Raw genomic sequence first — 22824 nt, forward strand, 5'->3', positions numbered from 1 at the left:
AAAATCTAGAATTTGGAGCTTCGACAATTTTTCGGGCATTGTCGCACATTTTTTTGCGACAAGATCCGTATCGTTTTTTTTACATCGGAAACATTGAGGAATGAGGCGTTCTGCTCTCCATCATACATTGCTTTCACTTTTACCCTGCACCAAACTGCGCCGAAGATGCTATTAAATACACCTGGAACATTAGGAGTAATATTTTTCACTTGAACGACTTTCTCTTCTCTGAACTTAACGCCAAAAGACTTTAATATACTTCTGACGATCCAAAGATCGCTCGGGCTTTCCGTATCGGGTGAACCAGCTACGAGCCTAAGACTATTACTTTGGTTATGTTTTTTAATGACAGTGATAGCGGTTATATTAACACGTTGCCTCGCAATTCTGGCTAAAATACAACTTAACATACGATCTTTTGCTAAAAAGCTAAATTGTGTACGGATGGAATAGTTGAACTTCAATTCAATCACCCCTATGCATATTTCTGTATTCATCATATGAAATGCTGCTAGTGATGATTGTACAAATGAATTGAAAATTTGTCTTGAACAGCTACACCAAAGTTGAGATCGGGGAACGCAGCAACATCCATATCGTGTACTGACGCATTCCGAAATCGAATTCGGGAGTAAGCCCCAAAAATGTTATAACGCTAATGACATACTGTTGTCAGTAGCGTTTTTTTATAATCGGAGCAAGTTAACATAAAGGAGTGGAGTGTTAGACTGGGTGTCTTTATTCCATGCGGCTTTTCGAATTGTCATACCGTCAGACTTCATTGACTAAGTTTTAGACTAACCTTAGAAAGAAACAGCGACAGCAAAGGACTAGAAAAAAGTCCTAGACTGTCGCTATTTCATTGAACTAACGTTTTTCGTTAACTTAGTGCCCCCTTAACCATTATTTATGATAAGGTTCACCGCACCTCAGCAACGCCAGGTTTGAAAAATAATATCCCTTTTGTCCATACTCTTAAATTATTTTTGAATATTGTAATGTTAGATTCTATCAAAGAAGGGTTGCGGAGCGATGACATCATTAGAACCGATAAAATATTTGGAGACGCTGTCTGGAAAAGCCGCACATTTGTTGTCATTTAATGATGGAAACCGTTATGCGGTAAAATGTAAAAACAATTTCCACGGAACAAGGGAACTGGTAAATGAATTCGTGATCGCCAGATTAGGGCAACACCTTTCTTTGCCTATAGTGCCATTTAAAATAGTGAATATGACAGCGCAGCAGATACAATATATACCGAAAAAGTTTTCTTCCACATACAATCCAGGCACACAATTTGCGAGCCTATTTATAGACAATTGCAGAGGCCTCTCGAAGCAACCTCCTCATCCGACTAAAATGGAAATCAAAAATAACCAAGTATTGGCCGGAATTTTCGTATTCGATCATTGGGTGCATAACTCTGACCGTACAAAAAGCAACATTCTTTTGGAGCGGCTACCGGAAGGCAAATATGATATTCATATGATCGATCACGGTAAATGTTTTCCGGGAGGATATAAATGGAACAAAGCAACATTGCAAAAGCACGATAAGTTTAAAAAGGATTCTATCGTTCATATTTGGACTATGGGCATGCTTGAAGATCCATCGATACTCTCTTCATACATTGAACAGATCCTTGCTTTACCGGAAACCCTTATTGAAGAAGTGATTCGGGAAATTCCTGAGGATTGGGGTGTACCGATTCAAGACAAAGAGGCCCTTGTTACTTATCTCAAAGTGCAGAAAAAAACATTTGCCGATTCGGTGTATCAATTTGCAAAAAAATATGGAAGGGGCTTAATTTCCTGATATTTAAAACGCATTCAATATAGTGGGCACGTGACTTCCCCTTAGATCGTTTTTTGTGATACAGGGTTCCGTTTTATCAATTCAGGGGATCTACATAATAATTGCCCGAACAAGGAAGCGAGTAGTTGTTGAAAAAGCATGCACATAATTACAGGCATTGCGACTGGGGGTGGAAAAAACGAAATGGCCAGCACCGCACCAGCGCTATTATTTCTCATACCGCTATTAAACACCATGGTAACCATGATATCACGATCCCACTTTAGCCATCTGGCGATCAGCCAGCCAATGACATAGCCAGATGAAGCCATCACGACAATCACACAAGCTGTCAGGACCAACTTACTGTCAATTTTAGTGAAATAAGGTGCTACAGCAGCGCTGTTAATGGCAATGGTGAAAGCCAATCCTATTTTGGAGAAAGGCGATAAGTGGCGGCCCCATTTCTCCTTCACCTTTCCTTGCGAAAGTTGATTTAGCAGCATACCCAGTAATGACGGAAGGACGATCATAAAGAAAAGGCCTTTCATCATACCAAAAACATCCATATTGACTTGTACGCCGAGAAACGCCTCCATCGTAAAGGGCACGAGAAACGGCGATAATAATGTATCAATCAAAATAACCGACAACGTTAGCGCAATATTCCCCTTATAAATGGAAACCCACATGAAACTTACGACACCAGTAGGAATGACTACCATTAGAATTAGCCCTGTTCTCAGATAAACATCATCATGAAAAAACACATTTCCAAAGATCCATGCAACAGCAGGCATCAACACATGCAGAGCAATCATCGAGACGAAAATCGGGAACGGCTGTATTAATACTCTTTTTAAATCTTTAAAGTTCATACTTAAGCTGCCTGTAAATGTCATAAAACCGAAAATCCATGGTACTAAGTAAGTAAAGGACTTTAGCCATACTGTCAAAATAATTCCTAGAATAACACTCGTAGGGGTAATCAGCGGAAGCCATTTCTCCAGGCTCTTGTTTAATTTATTCAGCATTGGTTTCTCTCCCAACAAGACTTTACAGCTCTAATAGCTTAACCTCGCTATAGGCCATAAGCAGTGGCGCTACACCATGTCCATTATTACTCACGATAATTTCGTTCTCCGTATAGTACTTAAATGTCCCATCACGTACCTTGCCCGTATCAGGGTTAGTTCCAAGTCCTGCACTTCTGCAGATCCCACCAAGCAGCACTTCTCCATTCTCCTCACGGAGATATTGCTGAACAGTGCCATCAAATGCAGACTTCCCTTGCTCGGCGTATTCTTTAACAAGATAGCCAAGGCGCGAACCTTTCAACATGGCATAAGCAAGCATCAAGGTTCCACTTGATTCCAAGTAATTCCCTGATCTATCGCCCATATCAACGATCTGATACCACATACCCCCGCTATGCTGGTAAGGCAACATGCCATCTAGCGCTTCCTGCAACATCGTTTTCAGTGGTTCGCTGTCAGCAGGTTCATCTTCCAGAAGCTCAAGCACGTCCACCAAGGCCATCACAAACCAGCCTACAGCACGTCCCCAGACATTCGGAGACATCCCCGTCGTTTTGTCGCACCAAAACATCTCTCTGCTCTCGTCGTACGCGTGGTAGTATAACCGATTCACTTCATTAAAAATAAACTTTTTGACGTTTAAAAATTGATTTATTGTATCGGAATAGTCCTTCTTTTCCTCGAACTCCTTGATATAGCGCACATAAAAGGGTTGCCCCATGTAAAGTCCATCCAGCCAAATTTGATTCGGATAATTTTCTTTATGCCAGAAGCTTCCGGACTTTGTTCTTGGATATGTCTTCAACTGCTCATAAATCAAGTCAAGCACTTGCTTATATTTGGGATCGTTCTCTTTCTTGTATAAGTCAAAAAGAATGGTCGCTGGTCTGATTTGATCAATACTATAATAACAAACATCAATGGCCGGGATTTTGCCATTTTCATCATATAGACGATCAATGAAACTTTTGACGAACAGGTAATAGTCTTCTTTACCCGATTGCTTGTAGCTGTCCAAATAGGATTTGAGAATGCAGTTCTCAATATAATGCCATCTCAAAGAAAACCAAGTTTCTTCACTTTTCATATATTGATCTCTCATTTGATCCAGCATTTGATAATTCATATGTACCCCTCCTGATGTTTAACTTACGTTTCACGATATTGACCAGGTGTCATCCCTGTAAGCTTTCGAAATGTCCGGATAAAGCCAGTTGAATTAGCATAATTAAGTCGCTCGGCTATTTCCGAAATCTTCATATCTGTCTCTTTCAGCCATTTCTTCGCCATGTCTACCCGATAGTTGGTTAAATAATCAATAAAAGTAACGCCTGTCTCCTTCTTAAAAACACGACTTACATAAACAGGATGATATTTAAGCTTCGCGGCACACGACTCAAGGGAAATATCCTGTTCATAGCCTTCATGGATCATTTCGACCATTTGATGCGCGAGATTGATATATTGCGAATCAGCGCGTCCTTTGAAGAAGGCAAGAGCAGGTGGCAGCAAATCAGTCTTAAACCACGACGTAATCTCTTGTACCGTATTCAGTTTCATGAAAGCATGGAGCACCGATTTGGTACTGATTAAGCCTTCCAACGTTCCACCTTGCTGCTGGACATAGCCATGAATCTCCGTGATCAGCTCAACCATCACGAATTGAAAATCGTTAAACCGGATATCTCTTTCCATGATCGACGCAACATATTGATCAAAATGATCAAAGGTAGAGATTGCATCACCCGTTTTTAATGCGTTGACTAAATAATCTTTCAAGTAATTCAGAGATGTTACCAGATACTTGCTGTTCTCATGAACCGATTCGATATCATCATAATGGATGATGATATCACTTCCTAGACGGATCCTTCTTTTCAGCGCTTCCAAAGCCTCTGCATGCGCATTCATGGCATCCGTATACCGGGAAAACACGCGGCTGATCCCAATGCTGACTTTAAGCTGTAGCAGCTCATGAACCTTGCATTTAATTTCCTCTGCTGCCTGATGAAAACTCCTTTGCAGTTCCTGAGGATCATCGACATCACCAGTAAGCAGGGATACTTGAGATTGATCCAGCAACAGTGATCCAAGCAAACGATTAGCTGGCAAAAGCTCACTGACGATGTTATGGATAGCAAATAGCAGCAATTCCTTATCGCTTTCCATGTATCTCGTATCCTGAAGGGAATCGATCTGCAGCGCAATCACACCCATGGGCTTCCCTTTTTCCGCGAAGCCATAGGCATCACACTTGAAAGCAAATTCGCTCTCCGTCACCTGTCCCATGAACAGTTTCAACAGGAAGAACTCTTTCATCTGTCCCGTTTGACCTTGAAGCTGCTGTTGAAACTGCTTCCGCGTTCGGAATAAAGCATTAAATCGATCCTCGATATAAGCAAATTCATCTTTCTTGCGAGGCTCTGTGGTTTCGCCACCGAATTGCTCCATCGTCTGAAACAACCGGCGAATCGGGGAATACATCCGTCTACTCCCATAGAAGGCGGCTGCTGCAATCACGATAAAGACAATCAGGCAGACATTTATCGTAACGAGTGCAATCTTCTTGGATTCCATCGTCACTTGATCAATAGATACAACGGAAGCATAGATCCAATTATTGGAAGATGTTCGATAATTCACTGCCTTATTTTTTCCTTCATAATAACCGTTTGCATCTGCGACTGTTTTCAAGGGCTCTAGGATTGAATCTGAAATGTAGTCAGCACCCGCATTACTTAAGAACGGGATGTGTTCGCGATTCAGTACGTAGATATCTCCCAACTGCTTCGTTTGCGCTAACCCTTTTTCCATTTCTTTCTTTGACATTTCTATGATTAATAAAGCCTTCGGGGCTGTCGAGGGAGCGATCATCGGGAGTTTTACCACCATCCGAATCCCCTTTTCGTCAGCTAGCCAGAATAAATTTTTGGCATTCTTTGTGTAGTCGTTTAAAAGCTCTTTATTCGAATAATCCTCCGTACCAGTAAATCCTAGATTACTGATCATCCAATTCTTTTCCATGTTAATGAGATGAGTGTCAGCAACGCCAGATAAAGAGTGCAAGTTATATAAACCTTTAGCAAGGCTTGTAATCGTTTGGAAATCATCCTGTGTCAAAGCATTGTAGAGGTTGTCTGTTACAAGCGGTGAATTTAAATATTGCACTGCACCCATTTCTACATTTTTCAATACTTGCTCAATTCTCATCTGATTCTGAAGCAAAATTTGGGCATTGCTTTCTTTAACCTTTTTCTCTATATCCTGGGAGGAAATGTGATAAGAAATCATTCCGATTGATACGACTGGAATGGCAACAAGCAGCATAGCGAATAGGATCATACGATATAAATAGGTGGGCAACTTCATTCCTCACTTCTGTTTACTTTCGTTTCAAGACCCTTATTATATCAAAACCAGCCGTCCGGTGTTAATTTGAGGACGGCTGCTTGAATGATTACTTCTTGGTTTGCGAGGTACGGTCCTGAAGTTGATGAACGGAAACGTTCCCCCAGCTTAAATCTTCCACGCGATATTTGTTGATTTGATCCCAGTCCAGCTCCATACCTAGACCAGGTAAGTCGCGGCCTGGAACAAGCAGATATCCGTTCTCGTATTGAACTGGATTTTTGACGATATCGCCAATATACAATTCAGGTCCTGTCGGATCTGACGTATAGTTCAAATTCACAAGTGAGCTTCCCAGATGTGCCATAGCTGCTGTTCCTACAGACAGCTCCTGGGTTGTGCCAATCAAACATGATTTCCCAGCAACTTCTGCTGCTGCCGCCGCTTTCCTAGCAGCGGTAATTCCACCGATAAAAATAGGAGAAATATTAAAAATATCAATAGAATCATGTTTAATCATTTCGGACTGCTGGCGGAAGCTCCACACGTGCTCGCTTACTGGGTATTCCGTGTTCATTCGATAATGATGAAGTCCCTCGAAATCATTCTGAACAGCAGGACTCTCCACCATTTGGAAATCATATTGCGACAATCGCTTCGTGGCCTTTAGCGCCGATTTCCAGTCCAACAAATGGCTGAAGTCCAGCGATTTAATCGTCACTTTCGATCCAAATTCCTGGTTCACCCCATCCAAAAATGCTTCGTCGGCATCCAAGTTTTTTCCAACATATAGGCGGAATGTATCAAAGCCTTTACTGAGTCTCTCGCGAACAATCGCTAGATTTTCTTCTACCTCTTCCATGAATCGATGTCTGAAGATCGGATAGCAGACTTTAATTTTCTCTTTGATTCTTCCGCCAATAAATTCAGCCACGGAAATTCCAAGTGATTTCGCGCAAAGATCGTGTAACGCTGCATCAATCCCGTTACGGATAAAATTACCCTTTTCATAATAAAACATCGTTTCCGGAAAATTGCTGAGCAGCTCCTTATTGAGCAGTGAGATATCAAATGGGCTCTGACCTAATAAAATAGACTTGAGCACCACAGCCATGTCCTGAATGTCTAATGAATAGTGAGGAAGATGAGAGAAGTCCGACATTTCACCAATACCTGTTAATCCGTTATCCGCATCGATCTCCACGATGACATGTTTGCAGACAAACCCTGTATTACGCGGCATTGCAATAACAGTAAGTCTAAGATCTGAAATTTTCATGATGTTAGCAGCCCCCATGCTCTTAGTAAGTTCGTTACTTCCTTCTTATCTAATTCATTCAAAGGATCAACAGGTTCGCGCGTGACACCTGCACGAAGTCCCAATTGTTCCATCGCTTCCTTCACAGCGACCACATTGTTACCGGCATTATATTTGGCACGCAGGTTCTCGAAAGGCAGAACATCCTCCCACAGTTTCCAAACTGTTGGCCAATCTTGATCCCTTAATGCTTGCAGCATCCCTTTCGAAATACCAGGATTCACATTGATTAAGCCCGATGTAAATCCCTTTGCGCCAGCATTGTAGAAGTAAGGCGCCCACTTCTCCGCTGTACCGCAGATCCACGCGATGTTATGCTCGGCGCTGATTGCGCGCACGGTCTGTGTAAAACGCGGAAGATCGTTGATTGCATACTTCACGCCAACGCATTTCTCCAACGGTGCTAGGCTAAATAAGATATCATCCGAAACATGTGCATCCTTCAAATATAGAATGGACGGAATATCCAGACCTTCAATCACATTTCGGTAATAAGACACCGCACCAGGCGTTGTGATGTAGGGATGAATGGGCTGATGGATCATAACGCAATCCGCACCAACTAGTTGGGCATGCTTACCAAGCTCTACCGCAGTTTCAACGGAATATCCGATGCCTGCCATGACAATAGCGCGATAATTTACGATCTCAACGACCCGTTTGGTCACTTCCTTCGCTTCTTCCAGCGTTAACGCATAGAATTCGCCCGTGTTTCCGCAAGGCACAATCACTTCAGTACCATTCGCCAGCAAGAACTCAATATTTGCTTCCAGTCCTTCCCAGTCAATGCGGCGCGTCTCTTCATCAAAAGGTGTAATGTTAATAGCCGAAATCGTTTCCAGCCTTTTACTGAATGCAGCATAATCCATCTGGGTTCTCTTCCTTTCGTTTCACTCAAATACTATGGTGTAATCACTACCGTTTTGACCTGTGTGAAAAACTCGATTGCCGCTCTTCCTTGTTCTCGAGAATACGAACTGGAAAGCTTCATACCACCAAAAGGAGCCTGCGGTTCCACACCAGCGGTTTCACCGTTCACCTTAATCAAGCCAGCCTCGATTCGATTCACAAAGTGATGAATATGCTTTTGATTTTGTGTGAAAACTGCCGCAGCCAAACCATAACGAACGCTATTAGCTAGATCGATTGCATGATCGAGATGATCGGCCTCGTTAATTACTAAGACTGGCCCAAAAATTTCCTCTTGAGCCAACGTAGATTGCGGGTCGACATGATCTAGAATCGTAGGCTCAATATAGTACCCTTTGGCAAATTCGCCTTCCGTCTTCGCTTTACCCCCAGCAAGAACTTGGGCTCCTTCCCGGATACCGATTTGGATAAAGTTAAGAATCGACTCATATTGACGCTTAGATACAACAGGTCCAAGATAACAATCGTTTTTCAGCGGATTAGACAACTTAATACGGTTCGCCCGCTCAATTAACAATGAGGTCAATTGTTCCTTCACCGACTTCTCAACAATCACGCGGCTTGTAGCCGTACACTTCTGACCCGCAGATCGCATAGCAGCGCTAATGATGACATCTGCCGCTCTTTCCAAATCGGCATCCGCAAGTACAATTGTCGCGTTCTTCCCGCCCATTTCCAATTGATACTTCGCATGACGGGACGATGCGGCTTGCGAAACTTGCTTACCTACGCTATCCGAGCCCGTGAATGAAATTCCTGTCACATCAGGATGATCCAGAATGCTCTGTCCGACAACGGATCCTGAGCCGCTTACAAGCTGGACGACGCCTTTCGGCAGGCCGCTCTCTTCCAACAGTTGCATGAGCATTGCAGCTGTAATCGTCGAATGCTCTGCAGGCTTCCATACGACTGTATTACCAAATATTAGAGCTGGCGCCATCTTCCAAACTGGAATAGCGACAGGAAAATTCCAAGGTGTAATAAGACCAACGACCCCAAGTGGTACCCGAGTCGTATATAAGTGTGATACCCCGTCTGTGGAAGGCAATACCTCGCCAATGCTGCGGAGACCTTCACCTGCGTAATAGCGGAACAGCACGACAGCGCGGTTAACTTCACCTCTTGCCTCGCCGATCGGTTTACCCATCTCTACTGTGAGAAGTTGTGCCAACTCTTCTAGATGATCTTCTAGCTTCTGAGCTGCTTTATACAAATAATTAGCTCTTTGCGTTCCTGACAAGCTGGACCAATTCGGCAGTGCTTCTTTCGCGCCCTGAACAGCTTGGTCAATATCTTCCTTGCTCAATTGAAGGCTGCGTCCAACTAACAACTCAGCATTCAGGGGACTGAAATGATCTTTAGAAGGGCGGCTGCCAGGTTCTACCCAGCAGCCATTGATGTAAGCCGTTTTTTCGATGACAGTTGCATTTGTAAGCATGTTCTCACTCCGTCTCTCAGACTCTATATTTATCAAACTCTCTATTTCTTCAGTTTGGCGTATTCAGCCGTATACTCAGCGATTACCTTCTCGCCGCCTGCTTTCAGCCATTTATCAAGCTCTGTCTGCCAGCCAGCATCATCGATTTTACCCATCACATATTTGGTTTGAGCATCACGAATCATGTTATCCAGCTCTCCGCCTTTTTCAGCGTAGGTCTTCGAATTGAATGTCAGGGCCACATTTGGAACAACACTTTTCAGGTTATCTTGAGCGATCTTCGAACCTTTCGCCTGAAGCTCGTTTTGCTTCAATGGAAGTCCTTTTCCTGCTGTTTCAAATGACGGCAAGCTGTCACGGTATGGTTTAACTTCAAGGTTGAACGTTGTCAAATCCTTAATTTGACCTTTACCATCCTCTGTCTTGGTAAAGTGTTTGCCTTCAATCCCTCTTGTCAGCAAAGTTGACATTTCAGCATCAAGCAGCTTATCGAAGAAACCTAACAGGCGCTTCAGCTCCGCTTCTGTCTTCACACTTGATTTAGGGAAAAGGAAGAAACCGTTGTTTCCAGACTCAGCTGGAACTTTAAGTCCAGATGGACCTTCAAATGGCACAACATCTACAACTGCCGTCGGCGTAGACTTGGAAACGTTGTCAAAAGAGAGCGCTGCCGCCGTTGCTACCGTGTTAACACGGATACCCACTTTACCCGCATTCCATTTATTATCAGAATCAGCCGTTTGTACGATGGAGAAATCTTGATTAATTAATTTCTCAGCATACAAACGTTTTAACAACTTCAATGAATCCATGTATGGCTTCGTCATAAATTCAGCTACGATTTTACCGTTTTCAACACCCCATTTATTAGGTGCTCCATTCGGAACAGAAAGACGAGTCATGAAGCTGCTGCTAAGAACTGGATCATTATAGTTTTTATCCAAGAAGAATCCGTAAGTATCCGCTTGACCGTTCTTATCTGGATCTTTTTCCGCTACGGTTTTCGCCATATTGTACCAATCATCAAGCGTAACTGGTGGCTTCAATCCAAGGGTACCAAAGAAGTCTTTACGGTAGATGATACCTGCACGTCCAATGTCTCGGTATAACGGCAGCCCATACAGCTTGCCATCCACTTTAATGTTGTCGTAATACATCGGGCTAAGCTCCGATAAATTTTTGTAATCCTTTAATAACGGGCCAATTTCCCAGAATAAGCCGGACTGGATGGCATTTAGGGTCGAAGCGTTAGCTTTCACTTTAAAAGCCTTAGGCATTTCACTAGAAGCAATCATGATGTTCTTTTTGTCTTCAAAAGCAGCATCTGGAATCCATTGAATATCGATTTTGGCATTCGTATATTTCTCTATCGCCAACTCGATATCGCTGCCCTTTTTAGGCGCTTCCCCTACCTGCGGCGTAGCAATAGTTACCTCTAATGGTGCGTTATCCACTGTTTTTTCTTCTTTCTTCGGATCTGTGCTGTTTCCACAACCTGCAAGTGTACCTGTTGTCAACGCGATGGAGCAAAGTAAAGCCATATACCTTTTTTTCATCATTCTTACCCCTCCATAATTATGAATAATATGGTACATATGCAAAGATGAACCATTATAGGTTATCCCTTTACCGAACCTAATAAAACGCCTTTTGCGAAATGCTTCTGTAAGAACGGATATACGAGAACAATTGGTATTGTCGCGACCACAATTGAAGCCATCCGAATCGTTTGAGGCAAATAATCCGTCGGATCGGACTGTGAGGTCGAATCGCCAATTTTGTCTTGAGACATGAGAACAATTTGCCTAAGCACAACCTGTACGGGCCATTTCTCAGAATCGTTGATATAAATGACTGCATGGAAGAACGTATTCCAATGTCCCACAGCGTAAAACAGGCCGAAAGTCGCCATAGCTGGCATAGACAAAGGCAGCACGATTCTGAATAAAGTACCGATATCGTTACAGCCATCAATTCTCGCAGCATCTTCCAAACCATCTGGAATTTGCTGAAAAAAGTTTTTTAGAACGATTAAGTTAAATGCACTAATGGCTGTTGGAATCATAAGAGACCAATACGAATTAATCAGACCAACCGACTTGACGACGAAGTACGTCGGGATCATACCGCCACTGAAAAGCATCGTTATGAGGATCAATAGCATAAAGGCTTTACGCCCACGCAACGTGGCCCGAGCCAATGGATACGCTGTAAACGAAGTGAGTATAAGATTGATCAATGTTCCTAAAACGGTTACATAAATCGATACTCCGATACTTCTAATCATGGTGTCTGTTGAAAAAATATATTTATACGCGCTAAGCGTAAATTGGGTAGGTATCAAAAGCAATCCGCCCTTGACAACCTCCGAAGGGGCTGCAAACGATACCGAAACAATATAAACAAACGGTATAATCGTGATCATGGAAACGAGGGTTAATAACGCATAGTTAACCCAGTCGAATATTTTATTGCCTACTGTCTTGTCATTCGTTGGCATTGTTTATCTCCACCTCCTAGTAAACGCCTTCTTCGCCAAATTTCTTCGCTAGTCTGTTCGCGCCGAGGACAAGTACCAGCCCCACTAATGATTTGAACAAACCAACTGCAGCACTATAACTATATTGAGCCTGTGTCAAACCCTTCATATACACATAGGTATCGAACACTTCGCCCACTTCACGGTTCATAGAGTTCAGCATAAGGAAGATATGCTCAAAGCCTGTATCAAGGAAGCTGCCCAATCTAAGAATAAACAGAATCACAATCGTGCTGCGGATAGCAGGAATCGTAATATGCCAGAGTTGACGCCAGCGGCCAGCCCCATCCATCCGAGCGGCCTCGTACAATTGCAAATCGACGCCAGACAAAGCGGCTAAGAAGATAATCGTTCCCCAACCTGCCTCTTTCCAAATCGATTGGGCAATAATCATCGGTCTAAACCATTCTTCGCTTAGCATAAACGGAATTTTCTCAAAACCGAACTGCGCTAACAGTTCATTAACGACGCCACCCTCTGTCGTAAATAGTACATAGAATATACCGACAGCAACTACCCATGAAATGAAATGCGGCAAATAGAGCAGTGTTTGAACGACTCGTTTGAACATCTCTCTTCGCGCTTCATTGATCATGAGAGCTAGTATTATTGGAAGAGGAAAGAAGAACACTAAATTATAGATGGCTAACAGTAAAGTATTTCGGAATAGGGACCAGAATTGAGGCTCCATAAAAAATCGTTCAAAATGTTTAAAGCCAACCCATGGACTGTTTATAAATCCGGTAAAGGGCTTGTAGTCCTGAAACGCCATAACCAGACCAAGCATCGGAACATATTTGAATACAACAAAATACAAGATCCCGGGAAACAAAAGTAGATACATCCATCGATCTCTTATGAGATCTCGTACCAGCTGTGATCGTTTAATTGAGCTTATTTGAGCTCTTTGCATCTGTGTTTCCAAGGGTTGCGCCACTCGACTTCCTCCTGACTGAAATGTTATTGGCTTCCCTTGTATAATAAGTTATCAAATGAATAACAGGCTATCGTACTCATTTAACTTCTTTTATTCGAAGTATGAAAACCCTTACAGGACGGGGGTTTTGCGGATACGAAATCCTCCAGTTATCATTCTTTGCTGTAATAATAATGATTTAACTGCTATCTCGAGTTCCGCGTCCACAATGCCGTGGGGGAACCGTGCTGTGCTTTTTCGCGATCCCGACGGGCAATCTGGTTAACCTCTTCGCGCCGGTGACCGAGGAAGCGATCAACAAGTCAAAGGAGCAGCTACGGCTGCTCCTTTACTGTTTTCAGTTCTGCTTGCTTTCTGGTGTCAGAAGAAAATAAAGTATTAGACTGGATGTCTTTATTCCATGCGGCTTTTCGAATTGTCATACCGTCACACTTCATTGGCTAAGTTTTAGACTGACCTTAGAAATTGAAACAGCGACAGCAAAGGACTAGAAAATAAAGTCCTAGATTGTCGCTATTTCAAGGTAACTATTGTTACATTTTAATGATAGCTAACGAGCAAAAGAAAGATACAAATCCGAAATAGCGCACCGAAAATAGCCCGGATCCGCCCATTTACTGAGCAAAAACAACTACACTAATAAAGAGAATAGCTGCAAAAAAAACCGAAGTCGTGAATATGAGAACGTCACTTTTATCTTTGTTAAGAATTGCTCGAAAAGTACTTAAGAAAAACAACATAAAGAAAAAGGATAATAAAGCTAAGGCAATATCCACTTTATTCATCCCTCCGTTCTAAGTATTCTTTCTACAATTATAAATGAACTTTCCATGCTTACTCTTGAACCAATCATCTTAAACTTTAGATATGACTATTGAAATTACAATCCCGGCAATTGAAATCCATACGAAATAAGACTTATAAATCCTAGAAATAATCGAATCCTGCTTTACTAAGTCACTCCTGTGGTTTTGTTGCATTTGTAAATCAATATTTCCTGAAGCGTTAGAAGCTCCTGTTGAACCTAAACCTTTAAAAAGTAAAGTTACTACCAATAGAATTAAAGAACCCATAAACAGATAATCAGATATTTGTTGCATTAAAATCTTACTCCTTTTGTGTTGCAGAATTTGCGACTTACAATAATATAATAAAATAGATTATTCTAGGAATTTGTCGATTTTTGCTAATTTTCATCATTAATTCACCGACGTTCAATATTCATTCACAATTTATACATATAATAATATCAAAATACGAAAGTTGTCTCACCTATCTGTCCATAACTAGCTGTCGTTGCCACCACGTTCTCCTGCCCGTTATTGACTAGTTACTAATAGGGAAGTAGGTAAACATAAAGTGCGTTCTTCCATGTGGCTTGTTTTTTGAGTATATTTCATTTGGAAGCATGAATTGAACCCAAAAGGAGTAGATACCGTGAGATATCGTGTACTTGGTCGTTCAGGTCTTGAGGTAAGCGAGGTAAGTTTAGGATGTTGGGCAATTGGCGGGCCTTCGTGGCGAGATGGTGAGTCAGTGGGTTGGTCAGGCAACGATGACAGCGCTTCTATTTCAGGGTTAAAACGCGCTTTTGATCTGGGTATTAATCATTTTGATACTGCAGATGTCTATGGAGACGGTCATTCAGAGCGCGTAATTGGACGCTTCCTGAAAGAAGTTCCGCGAGACAAAGTTATAATTGCCTCGAAAGTCGGCTGGTTCCGAGGAACAGCTCCGAATGCAATGCAACCTATCCACATTCGCCACCAGTTAGAGCAATCGTTGATGAATTTGGGCACCGATTACTTGGATCTTCATTATTTTCATAACACGAACTTCGGTCCAAACGATCTTTATTTGGCAGAAGCGGCTGAAATGATGCGTCAATTACAGAAGGAAGGCATAGTGCGTGTCATCGGACAATCAGGATATAGCTACGGTGACTTCAAAAGAGTCTGTCCAGTTACTCGTCCAGACGTGTTGCAATTCCACTATAATGCCTTCGGCAATCAGTTTGATCAGCCTGATACCAATTTGTTCGAATGGGCAGCTGAGCAAAATTTAGGTGTCGTTCTATTTGGTCCGCTAGCGCAGGGGTTACTGCTCGATAAATTCGATCCAGAGAATCCGCCAAAGTTTGGCGAAGGAGATGTTCGGGCGTCCAATTCAGGATTTACCAAGGAGCGTCTACTGGAGATCCGCCAACGACTTGTCCCCATCAAAGAGCGGTTCGGTATGGAAGTTCAAGATTTGGTAAGGGTGGCGATTCAATTCGCGCTTGCACAATCTCCGAACGCTTGCGTAATTCCAGGATTCAAGAATGTTAAACAGGTGGAATCCAATGCACATGGAGCTGGAAATCCATTGAATTCGGAAGAAGTTGCCTTCATTCGCAGCGTAATTCAAAAGGCTTAATCTGATAGATACTGAATATATACAAACACGAATGCCTACCAAGGATGGTAGGTTTTCTTGGTTCACACGAGGCTGCCGAGTGATTTCGGCAACCTCTTCCTTGGTTTTTAAACTATCGTTCACCGTTAGTTCAATAAAAAGCCTATTGAAATACTTCAACAGCCTTTTTATTATTTGGGAAATATACGCAACTTGATTTCCTGTGGATAATGGGACTCCCCCCGAAAGTAATCGGAATCAGCTTCGCAGCATTACTTCACTTTTGGTGGATATGCTCTTATGGATTCCGGTTTGAGAACGGTCCCCCGATTAGAATCGTTTGGCAACTTCCTTAGCATGTGCAATTGCTTTTTCTTTAATAGCTGGAGCTTGCTCTTGTGATTTTAATGCCGTTCCTTCAACAAAAATTGCCTCAATAGATTGAATCCCATAGAACTGTAAAACCTTATTCAGATAGCTGTATCCCATTTCAAGTGGAGCTAAAGGACCTTCCGAATAAACAGAACCACTAGCTTGAATGTGTAAGACTTTCTTACCCGTCAACAGACCTTCATGGCCGTTTTCGGTATATCTAAAAGTCTTACCCGGAATTGAAGTCGCATCAGTGTATGCTTTCAAAACCGGTGGGATCGTGAAATTCCACATCGGGGAAACATATACGTACTTATCAGCAGCCACGAATTGATCAACAATCCCTTCAAGACAAGCCACTTTTGACTTCTCAGCATCAGTCAGTTGATCGAAAGATGAACCCGACCGAAGCTTTTCCCAACCTCTTAAAACATCAGCATCAAATTGCGGAATATTCTCTTTGTAGAGATCCAAATGAACAACTTCATCTCTCGGATTTGCCTCGCGGTACGCTTCGATAAACTCTTTGCCTACCGCGAGACTATACGATGATTGAGGATCGAGAGGGTGTGCGGTGATGTACAATACGGTTGCCATGAATCAAAACTTCCCTTCTGTAATCAGTTATACTTTCAAGGATAATCATATTATATATACTTACAAATTTTAAGTACGCACAATAATGTGGTATAGTATTAAAAAAGGTACTGTAATGGAGGCCTATGTATGCAAAAGAACCCTGTCCAATGTCAATTCGTTGTGGCGCTGGATTCGATCGTCGGCAAATGGAAGCCGATTATCCTTTACCATTTGCTTCAAGGTAAACCTTTGCGGTTCAATGAGCTAAGAAGATTGCTGCCCGATATCACTCAAAGGATGCTTACGCTCCATCTGCGCGAATTGGAAGAGGAAGAGATCGTTAAACGAGTCATTTATCCGCAAATCCCGCCGAAAGTAGAATACTCCATCACGGAATACGGCATGAGCCTGTCTCCGATTTTGGAAACTTTACATCAATGGGGAGTGGCCCATGTTGAGCGAAAGCAGCTCAAAAAGGAGAAAAATGAACAAACAGAAACGGACTAGCGTTCGACAATACGCTAGTCCGTTTCATTCTGCTCAGAGTCACAATATAACGAAAGTGATTACGAGGCATGTCCGGCAGCGCGGCCTGCCAGAACATAAAGAAGATCGATAAATCCAAACTATCCTCCCGTTCGTCGTTCTCACGGCAGCCCCGTAATGAGGTTATTGAGCTATAGTTCTTCGCTAGTTTAATGAGCTTATAATTTCGATTGTATCTTTTATTGTTATGGACTTAGAAGAATATTGTCCCAATTTATTTACAACCTTCGGTTTAATTCGACTTTCAAAATTATCATTCCAGATAAACATGTTCCTGAATATTTCAAAAGTGGGTTTATAGTTTGATTTTTCTATTCTGAGTATCTGTAAGATAAATCTTCTGATAATTCGATACTTTCGTTTCGAGTTTTTAGTATCCAAAAATATAATTAAATCAGCATTATGAAAACTTTGGAATACCCATTCGTTATAATGAGCTCCCTCTATAATCCAAGTATTTGAATGAATAATTGTACTCAACAGTTGATCTCTTTCTTCCTCGGTTCTTTTAATGTCTCTCGGTTTATGTCTCTTCCAAACAACATTATCCAATTCATAATGTGGGATACTCAGTTTATTTGATAGATTTCTGGCTAATGTTGTTTTACCGCTCCCAACGGAACCTATAATATGTATTTTTCTCGGGGAAAGTTTGTCCATTCAACCTATCCTCCACAGGATTTTTAATAATGTATTCTTCTAACTTTCCATAAAACCTTTATTAGAATTGAGCTGCCCTTAGTTGAGAAAACGGCTGCCATTGTGCAGGCAGCCGTTCATTGTATTTATTGAGCAATCGTTTTCCGCTTGCTTTGATTGCCAACTATAGCTTAACTCTCCTATTACTTTTTAATTTTGATTTTTCTATAAATTATAGTTGGTGCAATCCAAATAAAGGATATCAATTGGACCGCAATTAAGTAAGTGATTTGATAATTCTCCAATAGATTGAACTGGATAATAAAAAACCAAAGCCCTGTACCGAACCACAAAAAAACCAAACCAAATGCACCGATTTTGCTTCCATTAGGTTTAAGGCGGCCTTTGATGATATAGTTGATCAGCCAAATCGCACCCAATATCGGTAAAATTCCAGCGATAAAATAGGGCTTCGAATTCATGCTCTTCATTACAGCAGAAGTTAACACAAAAGCAAGTGTTGACACAATATAGACAGTAGATTTTTTCTTCATAATTTCTCCTAAATAGTCATACTTCGGCCCGTGTTGTTTGTATTAAAGTATATAATTGAGGGATATTTCCGTAAACAATTTCTTCCATGCTATGCTGCCCGTTACTTTAATAGACAACGGCAGCCGATCGGGTGACCAGCTGCCACTATATGAGTATTCAACAAACGTTCTGCGTTAGTTAAATCATCTTTTTCTTCTTTAGCCCTTTGGGATTCTCTAAATGAACCGAAAATGCCTGTAATAAGCTCAATTAACCCAAAAGTAAATCCGTATCCAGAAGAACCTTCAAAAGCCAACAAAACAATTACTCCGAACAAAATAATAATGACACCTAAAAGTTGAACTTGTAGAGCGCTTGGATTGATAAAGTCCAGTAATACACACGCATAAAAGATTGCAACAGCTATTAGAGTTAGAACGATTAAAACGATTAAGGCAAAACTACCCATCATGACTCTCATAGATGATGTGATAAACACTCAGATCTTATTTTTTATTATCAATGGCTTTTTTGCGTCTACAATGATGGAAACCATACCAAGTCCTTCGATAGAATTCCTTGTATCAAATCGAAAGGATCTTCCTATCTTTCCATCTACTTCGTTCCAGTAAATATAATGAAATTCTCCCTTTTCATCACAATATTCCAACAATGATACTTCAAACCCGGCTTTTTCAAATACTTCTACGAATGTTTTCGCGTCATAAACTATTTTGTGAGTTGCCGCCGGATGGTCAGCTGGACCAGGACCACCGACTTGAACAATCTGTTGGTACCTTTCGTTATGGAAATTTTTATCCGGAACGGCACAACGAATGTACCCACCTGGTTTTAAAAACTCATAACAATGGTTCGCAGCTACAATCCCCTCCTCATAAGTTAAGTGTTCCCACACGTGTTCAGCCAACAGCGCATTAATACTCCCCGGTTTAAATAAGGTGTTCCAACTTTCCAAAGAAAGTAAATTCAACTCATCCTCTTGTGTACTGAGCCAACCATCATAGTTTGTTCCTCCTGCACCAATTATAACTTTCATCTAAATACCACCATCCCGATTTCGCATTAATTAATTACAGTGTAACGCTTAGAAATAAGGATAAGAATGGATTTTTGTTAGGTTACTATGGTTATTTGTTATTGAAGTTAACTGCCAGTTAGCCTGAACGAATCTGGATAAAATAACAATATATTCATATACTAGTTACACATCTCAGGAAAGGAGCAATGAACATGGCTGATTCGATTAAACCCAACGGCTCACAGCATGCAGCACCGCCATCGGATGATCCGAATAAACAAGGCAGATCAGCAGCTAAGAAGAAATCGAAGTAACTCAGATAAAACGTAACAAAGAATAGATACCACCCAAGAACCCTGCCCGATTGTTGATATGGCGGTCGGTTAATGCCGGCTGCCTCGTTGTGGTCTGAATTGAGTTCTAGTTATCCGTTAGTTTAACTACTCGGCATTTTCAAATAATCCCAACACTTCTATTACCTCTGGTTGCCCTATCTTTCTCTAACCCTCCAAGAAAACCCTTTAGCTTCAAGCATAATTTTTTGTATAAGTTGTTAATCCCTACAAGCAGCTCTGCTTTTTCGTGTATATTTTTGGAAAGTTTATCCTATGACTTGTTAAACCCTGTAGACTTAATACTGATGTATCCGCATGCACCTCATGAAACAGTTCTCATACATACGAACCCTAAGGGTATAAATGATCCAGTCATGGATAAATTATAAAGGCATAACCAATATTTTCAATTTTTACTACCCACTTTGTAAGGATGGTGTTTATGTTTTGGAAGAAGCTTAAGATTGGACACCATTTTGAGAAACCTGAACCTCAGAATACCGTCCTAACGATAGATTCATTTAGACAAATTTTGGCCAACATGGACGATGCAGAAATCATCGAACGCAGGACCAATAATGATCAAATGGTGATGTTTCTCTACATAAGAACATTAATTGACCAAGAACGCTTAAATGAATCCGTTATCGAACCGCTGCTCCACTGTGATCTTGAAGAAATAAATGAATGCATAGCCACAGCTAAGGTATCCAGAATTGTCACGATGGAGGAAGGTCAGCAGAAACTATTAACGGGATCCATCCTTCTCTATGAACCTATGAAGAATCAGTGGTGGGCAGCACTTCTTCCAAATCCATTGACTCGCGCCATCGAAACATCGGAAACCGAAACCATTATGTTTGGACCCAAGGACAGCTTCAGTGAGCAAATCGATCAAAATGTGACAATGATTCGCAGACGGCTTCCATCGACATCTTTAAAATCAGAAAGGTTTTCTGTCGGTTCTGTAAGTAAAACAGAGGTTGTCATGATGTATATGGAAGGGGTGACAAATCCCGAATTTATTTCCATTGCAAGAAGTAAACTATCTACCATTGATTTTGATGTTTTTATGGATTCGTCCCATGTTGCGGCATTCATGGAAGATCATTATCATAGTATATTCCCGCAATTTCAACAAAGCGACCGCCCGGATCTATGCGCTTTCTCTTTATCGATGGGAAAAATTACTTTTTTAGTAGCCAATACACCATTTGCGTTAACGGCTCCCATCACATTTTTTCATCTATTTCAATCTCCAGAGGATTACATTAATCGCTGGCTGGTTGCCAGTTTTTTGCGGCTGCTGCGATATGTAAGCTATGTACTTTCGTTAATATTAGTCCCGATCTATGTTGCGTTAGCCACGCATCATTATCAGATGCTCCCGATGCAAGTTCTTTTTGTATTATTAGAATCTAGAACCAAATTGCCGTTTACGCCATTTTGGGAAGCATTTTTAATGCTGATTACCCTGGAGATCATCAAAGAAGCAAGTCTTAGGATGCCCACAAAGTCGGGTCAAGTACTAGGCGTGATCGGTGGCATTGTCGTAGGACAAGCTTCCGTTGAAGCTGGTTTTGCAAGCAAAATATTAATTGTTTTAGTAGGTGTTACGGCTATCGCTTCGTTTCTAGTCCCTAATTATCTCGTGACCAAATCAAACACACTGCTTCAATTCGCTTTCCTTTTCCTTGCCAACTATATCGGAATGTTAGGGATAGTATTCGGGATAATTGTTATTCTTGTCCATTTGAATAGTATCACATCTTTGAAACAGCCTTATTTTGCCCCCTTAGCTCCTCTTTACTGGAGGGATTGGTTAGATCTTTTCATTCGGGGTCCTTTCCATTGGATGAAGGAACGTCCTGAATATTTACATACCCTACAGAAATGGCGAACCAGTCAAAGGAGAAAATAATGTGAAGGCATCTTCCTTATATGAGAGAACGGCCACGTTTGGCGGGATCTATGTCTTTTTCATGGTCAACCGAAGTCAAATGCTATATTTCGTCTTAGTCACTCCTTCCAAATTGGTTTATCCCTATATGATTTGGGCATTAATTGCCGTGGGGATTTTATCACAATTGAATATGATCTTGATTGCAAAATGGTTTTCATCAGACATTTCCACCAAAGGATATCAAGGATTCGTTCAACTATTTGGAAAGCGGACGGTTCGTGTTTTGGCCTTCGTTGGTCTGTTTTTCATTTTTGCTAAAATATATGTAAGTACACTGGGGACTGTGGAAGTGATTAATAGTATCATCTTCCCTTCCATGAATCCTTTGTGGTTGATTTTATTTCTCTTTGGGATTTGTTTGTACGCGGCCTCTCGAGGAATGACGAATGCGATACGCTTTGTCGTTATTGCCTTTTTTGGTTCCGCTTGGATGATTTTATGTTTTATTCCTTTCTTCTACCCATCGATGGCGTCACTTCACTATTTATATCCCTTGATCCCCGCAGACTGGTCGACAGTCTCCTGGAAGAATATTCTATTCATTTGGCAAGCGTTCTCGGGACCGGAGTACTTGGTCTTTATTGGGCCGTGGATAAACCAAAAACAAAAGATGTTGAAATATTTGACATTTGCTAATACCACGTCTGTCTTTGAGTATTTGATTATGTTTGTTGTTTCCTTATTATTTTTTAGTTCCCAATACTTGAACAAAAGCAGATTTCCGGTAACGGACCTTATTCGTTATCTGCAAACTCCTGTTTTTGAGCGAATTGATATCATTTTAATTTGCTTGCAAATGTTTTATTATGTGTGGGCCATTTCCCTTTATTTCTTATGGTTCTACGGGGCTATTCGAATAGTTTCAGGAAGATTAAACGAACAGAGCAATCGAATTGGTTTTATAACCTGTTGGATCATGATTTTAATAAGTACGATTATTCTAGACAAGTGGTTTGATGAAACTGAACAGAACCCTTTGATGAACTTACAGATTTGGTTACGGGCATTTACCTACTTGTTCATCCCAACCTTCCTTCTGATTGCTTGCAAACGAAAGGGGCTTATCTAGCATTGAGGCT

22 protein-coding genes are annotated in these 22824 nt (G+C 41.4%); 6 read left to right on the forward strand and 16 right to left on the reverse strand.

Going from position 1 to position 22824, the window contains the following annotated elements; translation table 11 throughout:
• Positions 1 to 5: 5 nt before the first annotated feature.
• The gene (locus ACSQ8P_RS29825; RefSeq protein ID WP_436238503.1) at positions 6 to 500 is read right to left on the reverse strand and encodes a hypothetical protein; all 495 of its coding nucleotides are present in this window, start codon (positions 498 to 500) and stop codon (positions 6 to 8) included.
• Positions 501 to 1032: 532 nt separating this feature from the next.
• Here ACSQ8P_RS29825 and ACSQ8P_RS29830 point away from each other — a divergent pair.
• Positions 1033 to 1818, forward strand: coding sequence for a HipA family kinase (locus ACSQ8P_RS29830; RefSeq protein ID WP_436238504.1), 786 nt, complete (start codon positions 1033 to 1035; stop codon positions 1816 to 1818).
• Positions 1819 to 1859: 41 nt separating this feature from the next.
• Here ACSQ8P_RS29830 and ACSQ8P_RS29835 read toward each other — a convergent pair whose 3' ends face one another.
• From ACSQ8P_RS29835 to ACSQ8P_RS29880, 10 genes are all read right to left on the reverse strand, one after another.
• Entirely contained in the window at positions 1860 to 2831 is a 972-nt protein-coding gene (locus tag ACSQ8P_RS29835) for a bile acid:sodium symporter family protein (protein WP_436238505.1), read from the reverse strand.
• 22 nt (positions 2832 to 2853) lie between these two features.
• The gene (locus ACSQ8P_RS29840) at positions 2854 to 3960 is read right to left on the reverse strand and encodes a glycoside hydrolase family 88/105 protein (protein ID WP_436238506.1); all 1107 of its coding nucleotides are present in this window, start codon (positions 3958 to 3960) and stop codon (positions 2854 to 2856) included.
• 23 nt (positions 3961 to 3983) lie between these two features.
• Positions 3984 to 6176, reverse strand: coding sequence for a helix-turn-helix domain-containing protein (locus tag ACSQ8P_RS29845; RefSeq protein ID WP_436238507.1), 2193 nt, complete (start codon positions 6174 to 6176; stop codon positions 3984 to 3986).
• A gap of 115 nt (positions 6177 to 6291) precedes the next feature.
• Positions 6292 to 7461: a mandelate racemase/muconate lactonizing enzyme family protein gene (locus ACSQ8P_RS29850; RefSeq protein WP_436238508.1), complete on the reverse strand. Its 1170-nt coding sequence runs from the start codon at positions 7459 to 7461 to the stop codon at positions 6292 to 6294.
• The gene (locus ACSQ8P_RS29855) at positions 7458 to 8369 is read right to left on the reverse strand and encodes a dihydrodipicolinate synthase family protein (RefSeq protein WP_436238509.1); all 912 of its coding nucleotides are present in this window, start codon (positions 8367 to 8369) and stop codon (positions 7458 to 7460) included. The genes ACSQ8P_RS29850 and ACSQ8P_RS29855 overlap by 4 nt, the downstream gene beginning before the upstream one ends.
• A gap of 32 nt (positions 8370 to 8401) precedes the next feature.
• Positions 8402 to 9868, reverse strand: a complete 1467-nt coding sequence (locus tag ACSQ8P_RS29860) for an aldehyde dehydrogenase family protein (RefSeq protein ID WP_436238510.1) — start codon at positions 9866 to 9868, stop codon at positions 8402 to 8404.
• Positions 9869 to 9909: 41 nt separating this feature from the next.
• A complete protein-coding gene (locus tag ACSQ8P_RS29865; RefSeq protein ID WP_436238511.1) occupies positions 9910 to 11427 on the reverse strand; it encodes an extracellular solute-binding protein in 1518 nt (505 codons plus the stop codon).
• 59 nt (positions 11428 to 11486) lie between these two features.
• On the reverse strand, positions 11487 to 12368 hold the full coding sequence (locus ACSQ8P_RS29870) for a carbohydrate ABC transporter permease (RefSeq protein WP_436238512.1): 882 nt from the start codon (positions 12366 to 12368) through the stop codon (positions 11487 to 11489).
• A 16-nt stretch (positions 12369 to 12384) separates the two neighbouring features.
• Entirely contained in the window at positions 12385 to 13320 is a 936-nt protein-coding gene (locus ACSQ8P_RS29875) for an ABC transporter permease (protein ID WP_436239638.1), read from the reverse strand.
• A gap of 878 nt (positions 13321 to 14198) precedes the next feature.
• Entirely contained in the window at positions 14199 to 14444 is a 246-nt protein-coding gene (locus ACSQ8P_RS29880; protein WP_436238513.1) for a hypothetical protein, read from the reverse strand.
• Positions 14445 to 14781: 337 nt separating this feature from the next.
• On the opposite strand from ACSQ8P_RS29880, the gene ACSQ8P_RS29885 reads away from it, so the two are divergent.
• On the forward strand, positions 14782 to 15759 hold the full coding sequence (locus ACSQ8P_RS29885; protein ID WP_436238514.1) for an aldo/keto reductase: 978 nt from the start codon (positions 14782 to 14784) through the stop codon (positions 15757 to 15759).
• 309 nt (positions 15760 to 16068) lie between these two features.
• Here the strand turns inward: ACSQ8P_RS29885 and ACSQ8P_RS29890 are convergent, their stop codons facing one another.
• Positions 16069 to 16707 carry an FMN-dependent NADH-azoreductase gene (locus ACSQ8P_RS29890; RefSeq protein WP_436238515.1) on the reverse strand — a complete coding sequence of 213 codons (639 nt, stop codon included), beginning with the start codon at positions 16705 to 16707 and terminating at the stop codon, positions 16069 to 16071.
• A gap of 129 nt (positions 16708 to 16836) precedes the next feature.
• On the opposite strand from ACSQ8P_RS29890, the gene ACSQ8P_RS29895 reads away from it, so the two are divergent.
• Both ACSQ8P_RS29895 and ACSQ8P_RS29900 read left to right on the forward strand, forming a co-directional pair.
• The gene (locus ACSQ8P_RS29895; protein ID WP_056626055.1) at positions 16837 to 17196 is read left to right on the forward strand and encodes a winged helix-turn-helix transcriptional regulator; all 360 of its coding nucleotides are present in this window, start codon (positions 16837 to 16839) and stop codon (positions 17194 to 17196) included.
• Complete coding sequence (locus tag ACSQ8P_RS29900) at positions 17174 to 17308, forward strand: hypothetical protein (protein WP_436238516.1); 135 nt, start codon at positions 17174 to 17176, stop codon at positions 17306 to 17308. Before ACSQ8P_RS29895 ends, ACSQ8P_RS29900 begins: the two co-directional genes overlap by 23 nt.
• A 71-nt stretch (positions 17309 to 17379) precedes the next feature.
• Here ACSQ8P_RS29900 and ACSQ8P_RS29905 read toward each other — a convergent pair whose 3' ends face one another.
• From ACSQ8P_RS29905 to ACSQ8P_RS29920, 4 genes are all read right to left on the reverse strand, one after another.
• Complete coding sequence (locus tag ACSQ8P_RS29905; protein WP_436238517.1) at positions 17380 to 17895, reverse strand: AAA family ATPase; 516 nt, start codon at positions 17893 to 17895, stop codon at positions 17380 to 17382.
• Between the two features lie 182 nt (positions 17896 to 18077).
• Positions 18078 to 18428 (reverse strand): hypothetical protein, encoded by a 351-nt coding sequence (locus ACSQ8P_RS29910; protein ID WP_436238518.1) that lies wholly within the window; start codon positions 18426 to 18428, stop codon positions 18078 to 18080.
• A 101-nt stretch (positions 18429 to 18529) separates the two neighbouring features.
• Positions 18530 to 18889 carry a hypothetical protein gene (locus ACSQ8P_RS29915; RefSeq protein WP_436238519.1) on the reverse strand — a complete coding sequence of 120 codons (360 nt, stop codon included), beginning with the start codon at positions 18887 to 18889 and terminating at the stop codon, positions 18530 to 18532.
• Positions 18890 to 18907: 18 nt separating this feature from the next.
• The gene (locus ACSQ8P_RS29920; protein ID WP_436238520.1) at positions 18908 to 19465 is read right to left on the reverse strand and encodes a class I SAM-dependent methyltransferase; all 558 of its coding nucleotides are present in this window, start codon (positions 19463 to 19465) and stop codon (positions 18908 to 18910) included.
• A gap of 759 nt (positions 19466 to 20224) precedes the next feature.
• Here ACSQ8P_RS29920 and ACSQ8P_RS29925 point away from each other — a divergent pair.
• Both ACSQ8P_RS29925 and ACSQ8P_RS29930 read left to right on the forward strand, forming a co-directional pair.
• Positions 20225 to 21703, forward strand: a complete 1479-nt coding sequence (locus ACSQ8P_RS29925) for a spore germination protein (RefSeq protein ID WP_436238521.1) — start codon at positions 20225 to 20227, stop codon at positions 21701 to 21703.
• Position 21704: 1 nt separating this feature from the next.
• Positions 21705 to 22814, forward strand: a complete 1110-nt coding sequence (locus ACSQ8P_RS29930; RefSeq protein WP_436238522.1) for a GerAB/ArcD/ProY family transporter — start codon at positions 21705 to 21707, stop codon at positions 22812 to 22814.
• Positions 22815 to 22824: the final 10 nt, after the last annotated feature.

It is taken from the genome of Paenibacillus sp. LjRoot153 (genome assembly GCF_964253085.1).
Taxonomy (GTDB): Bacteria; Bacillota; Bacilli; order Paenibacillales; family NBRC-103111; genus Paenibacillus_E.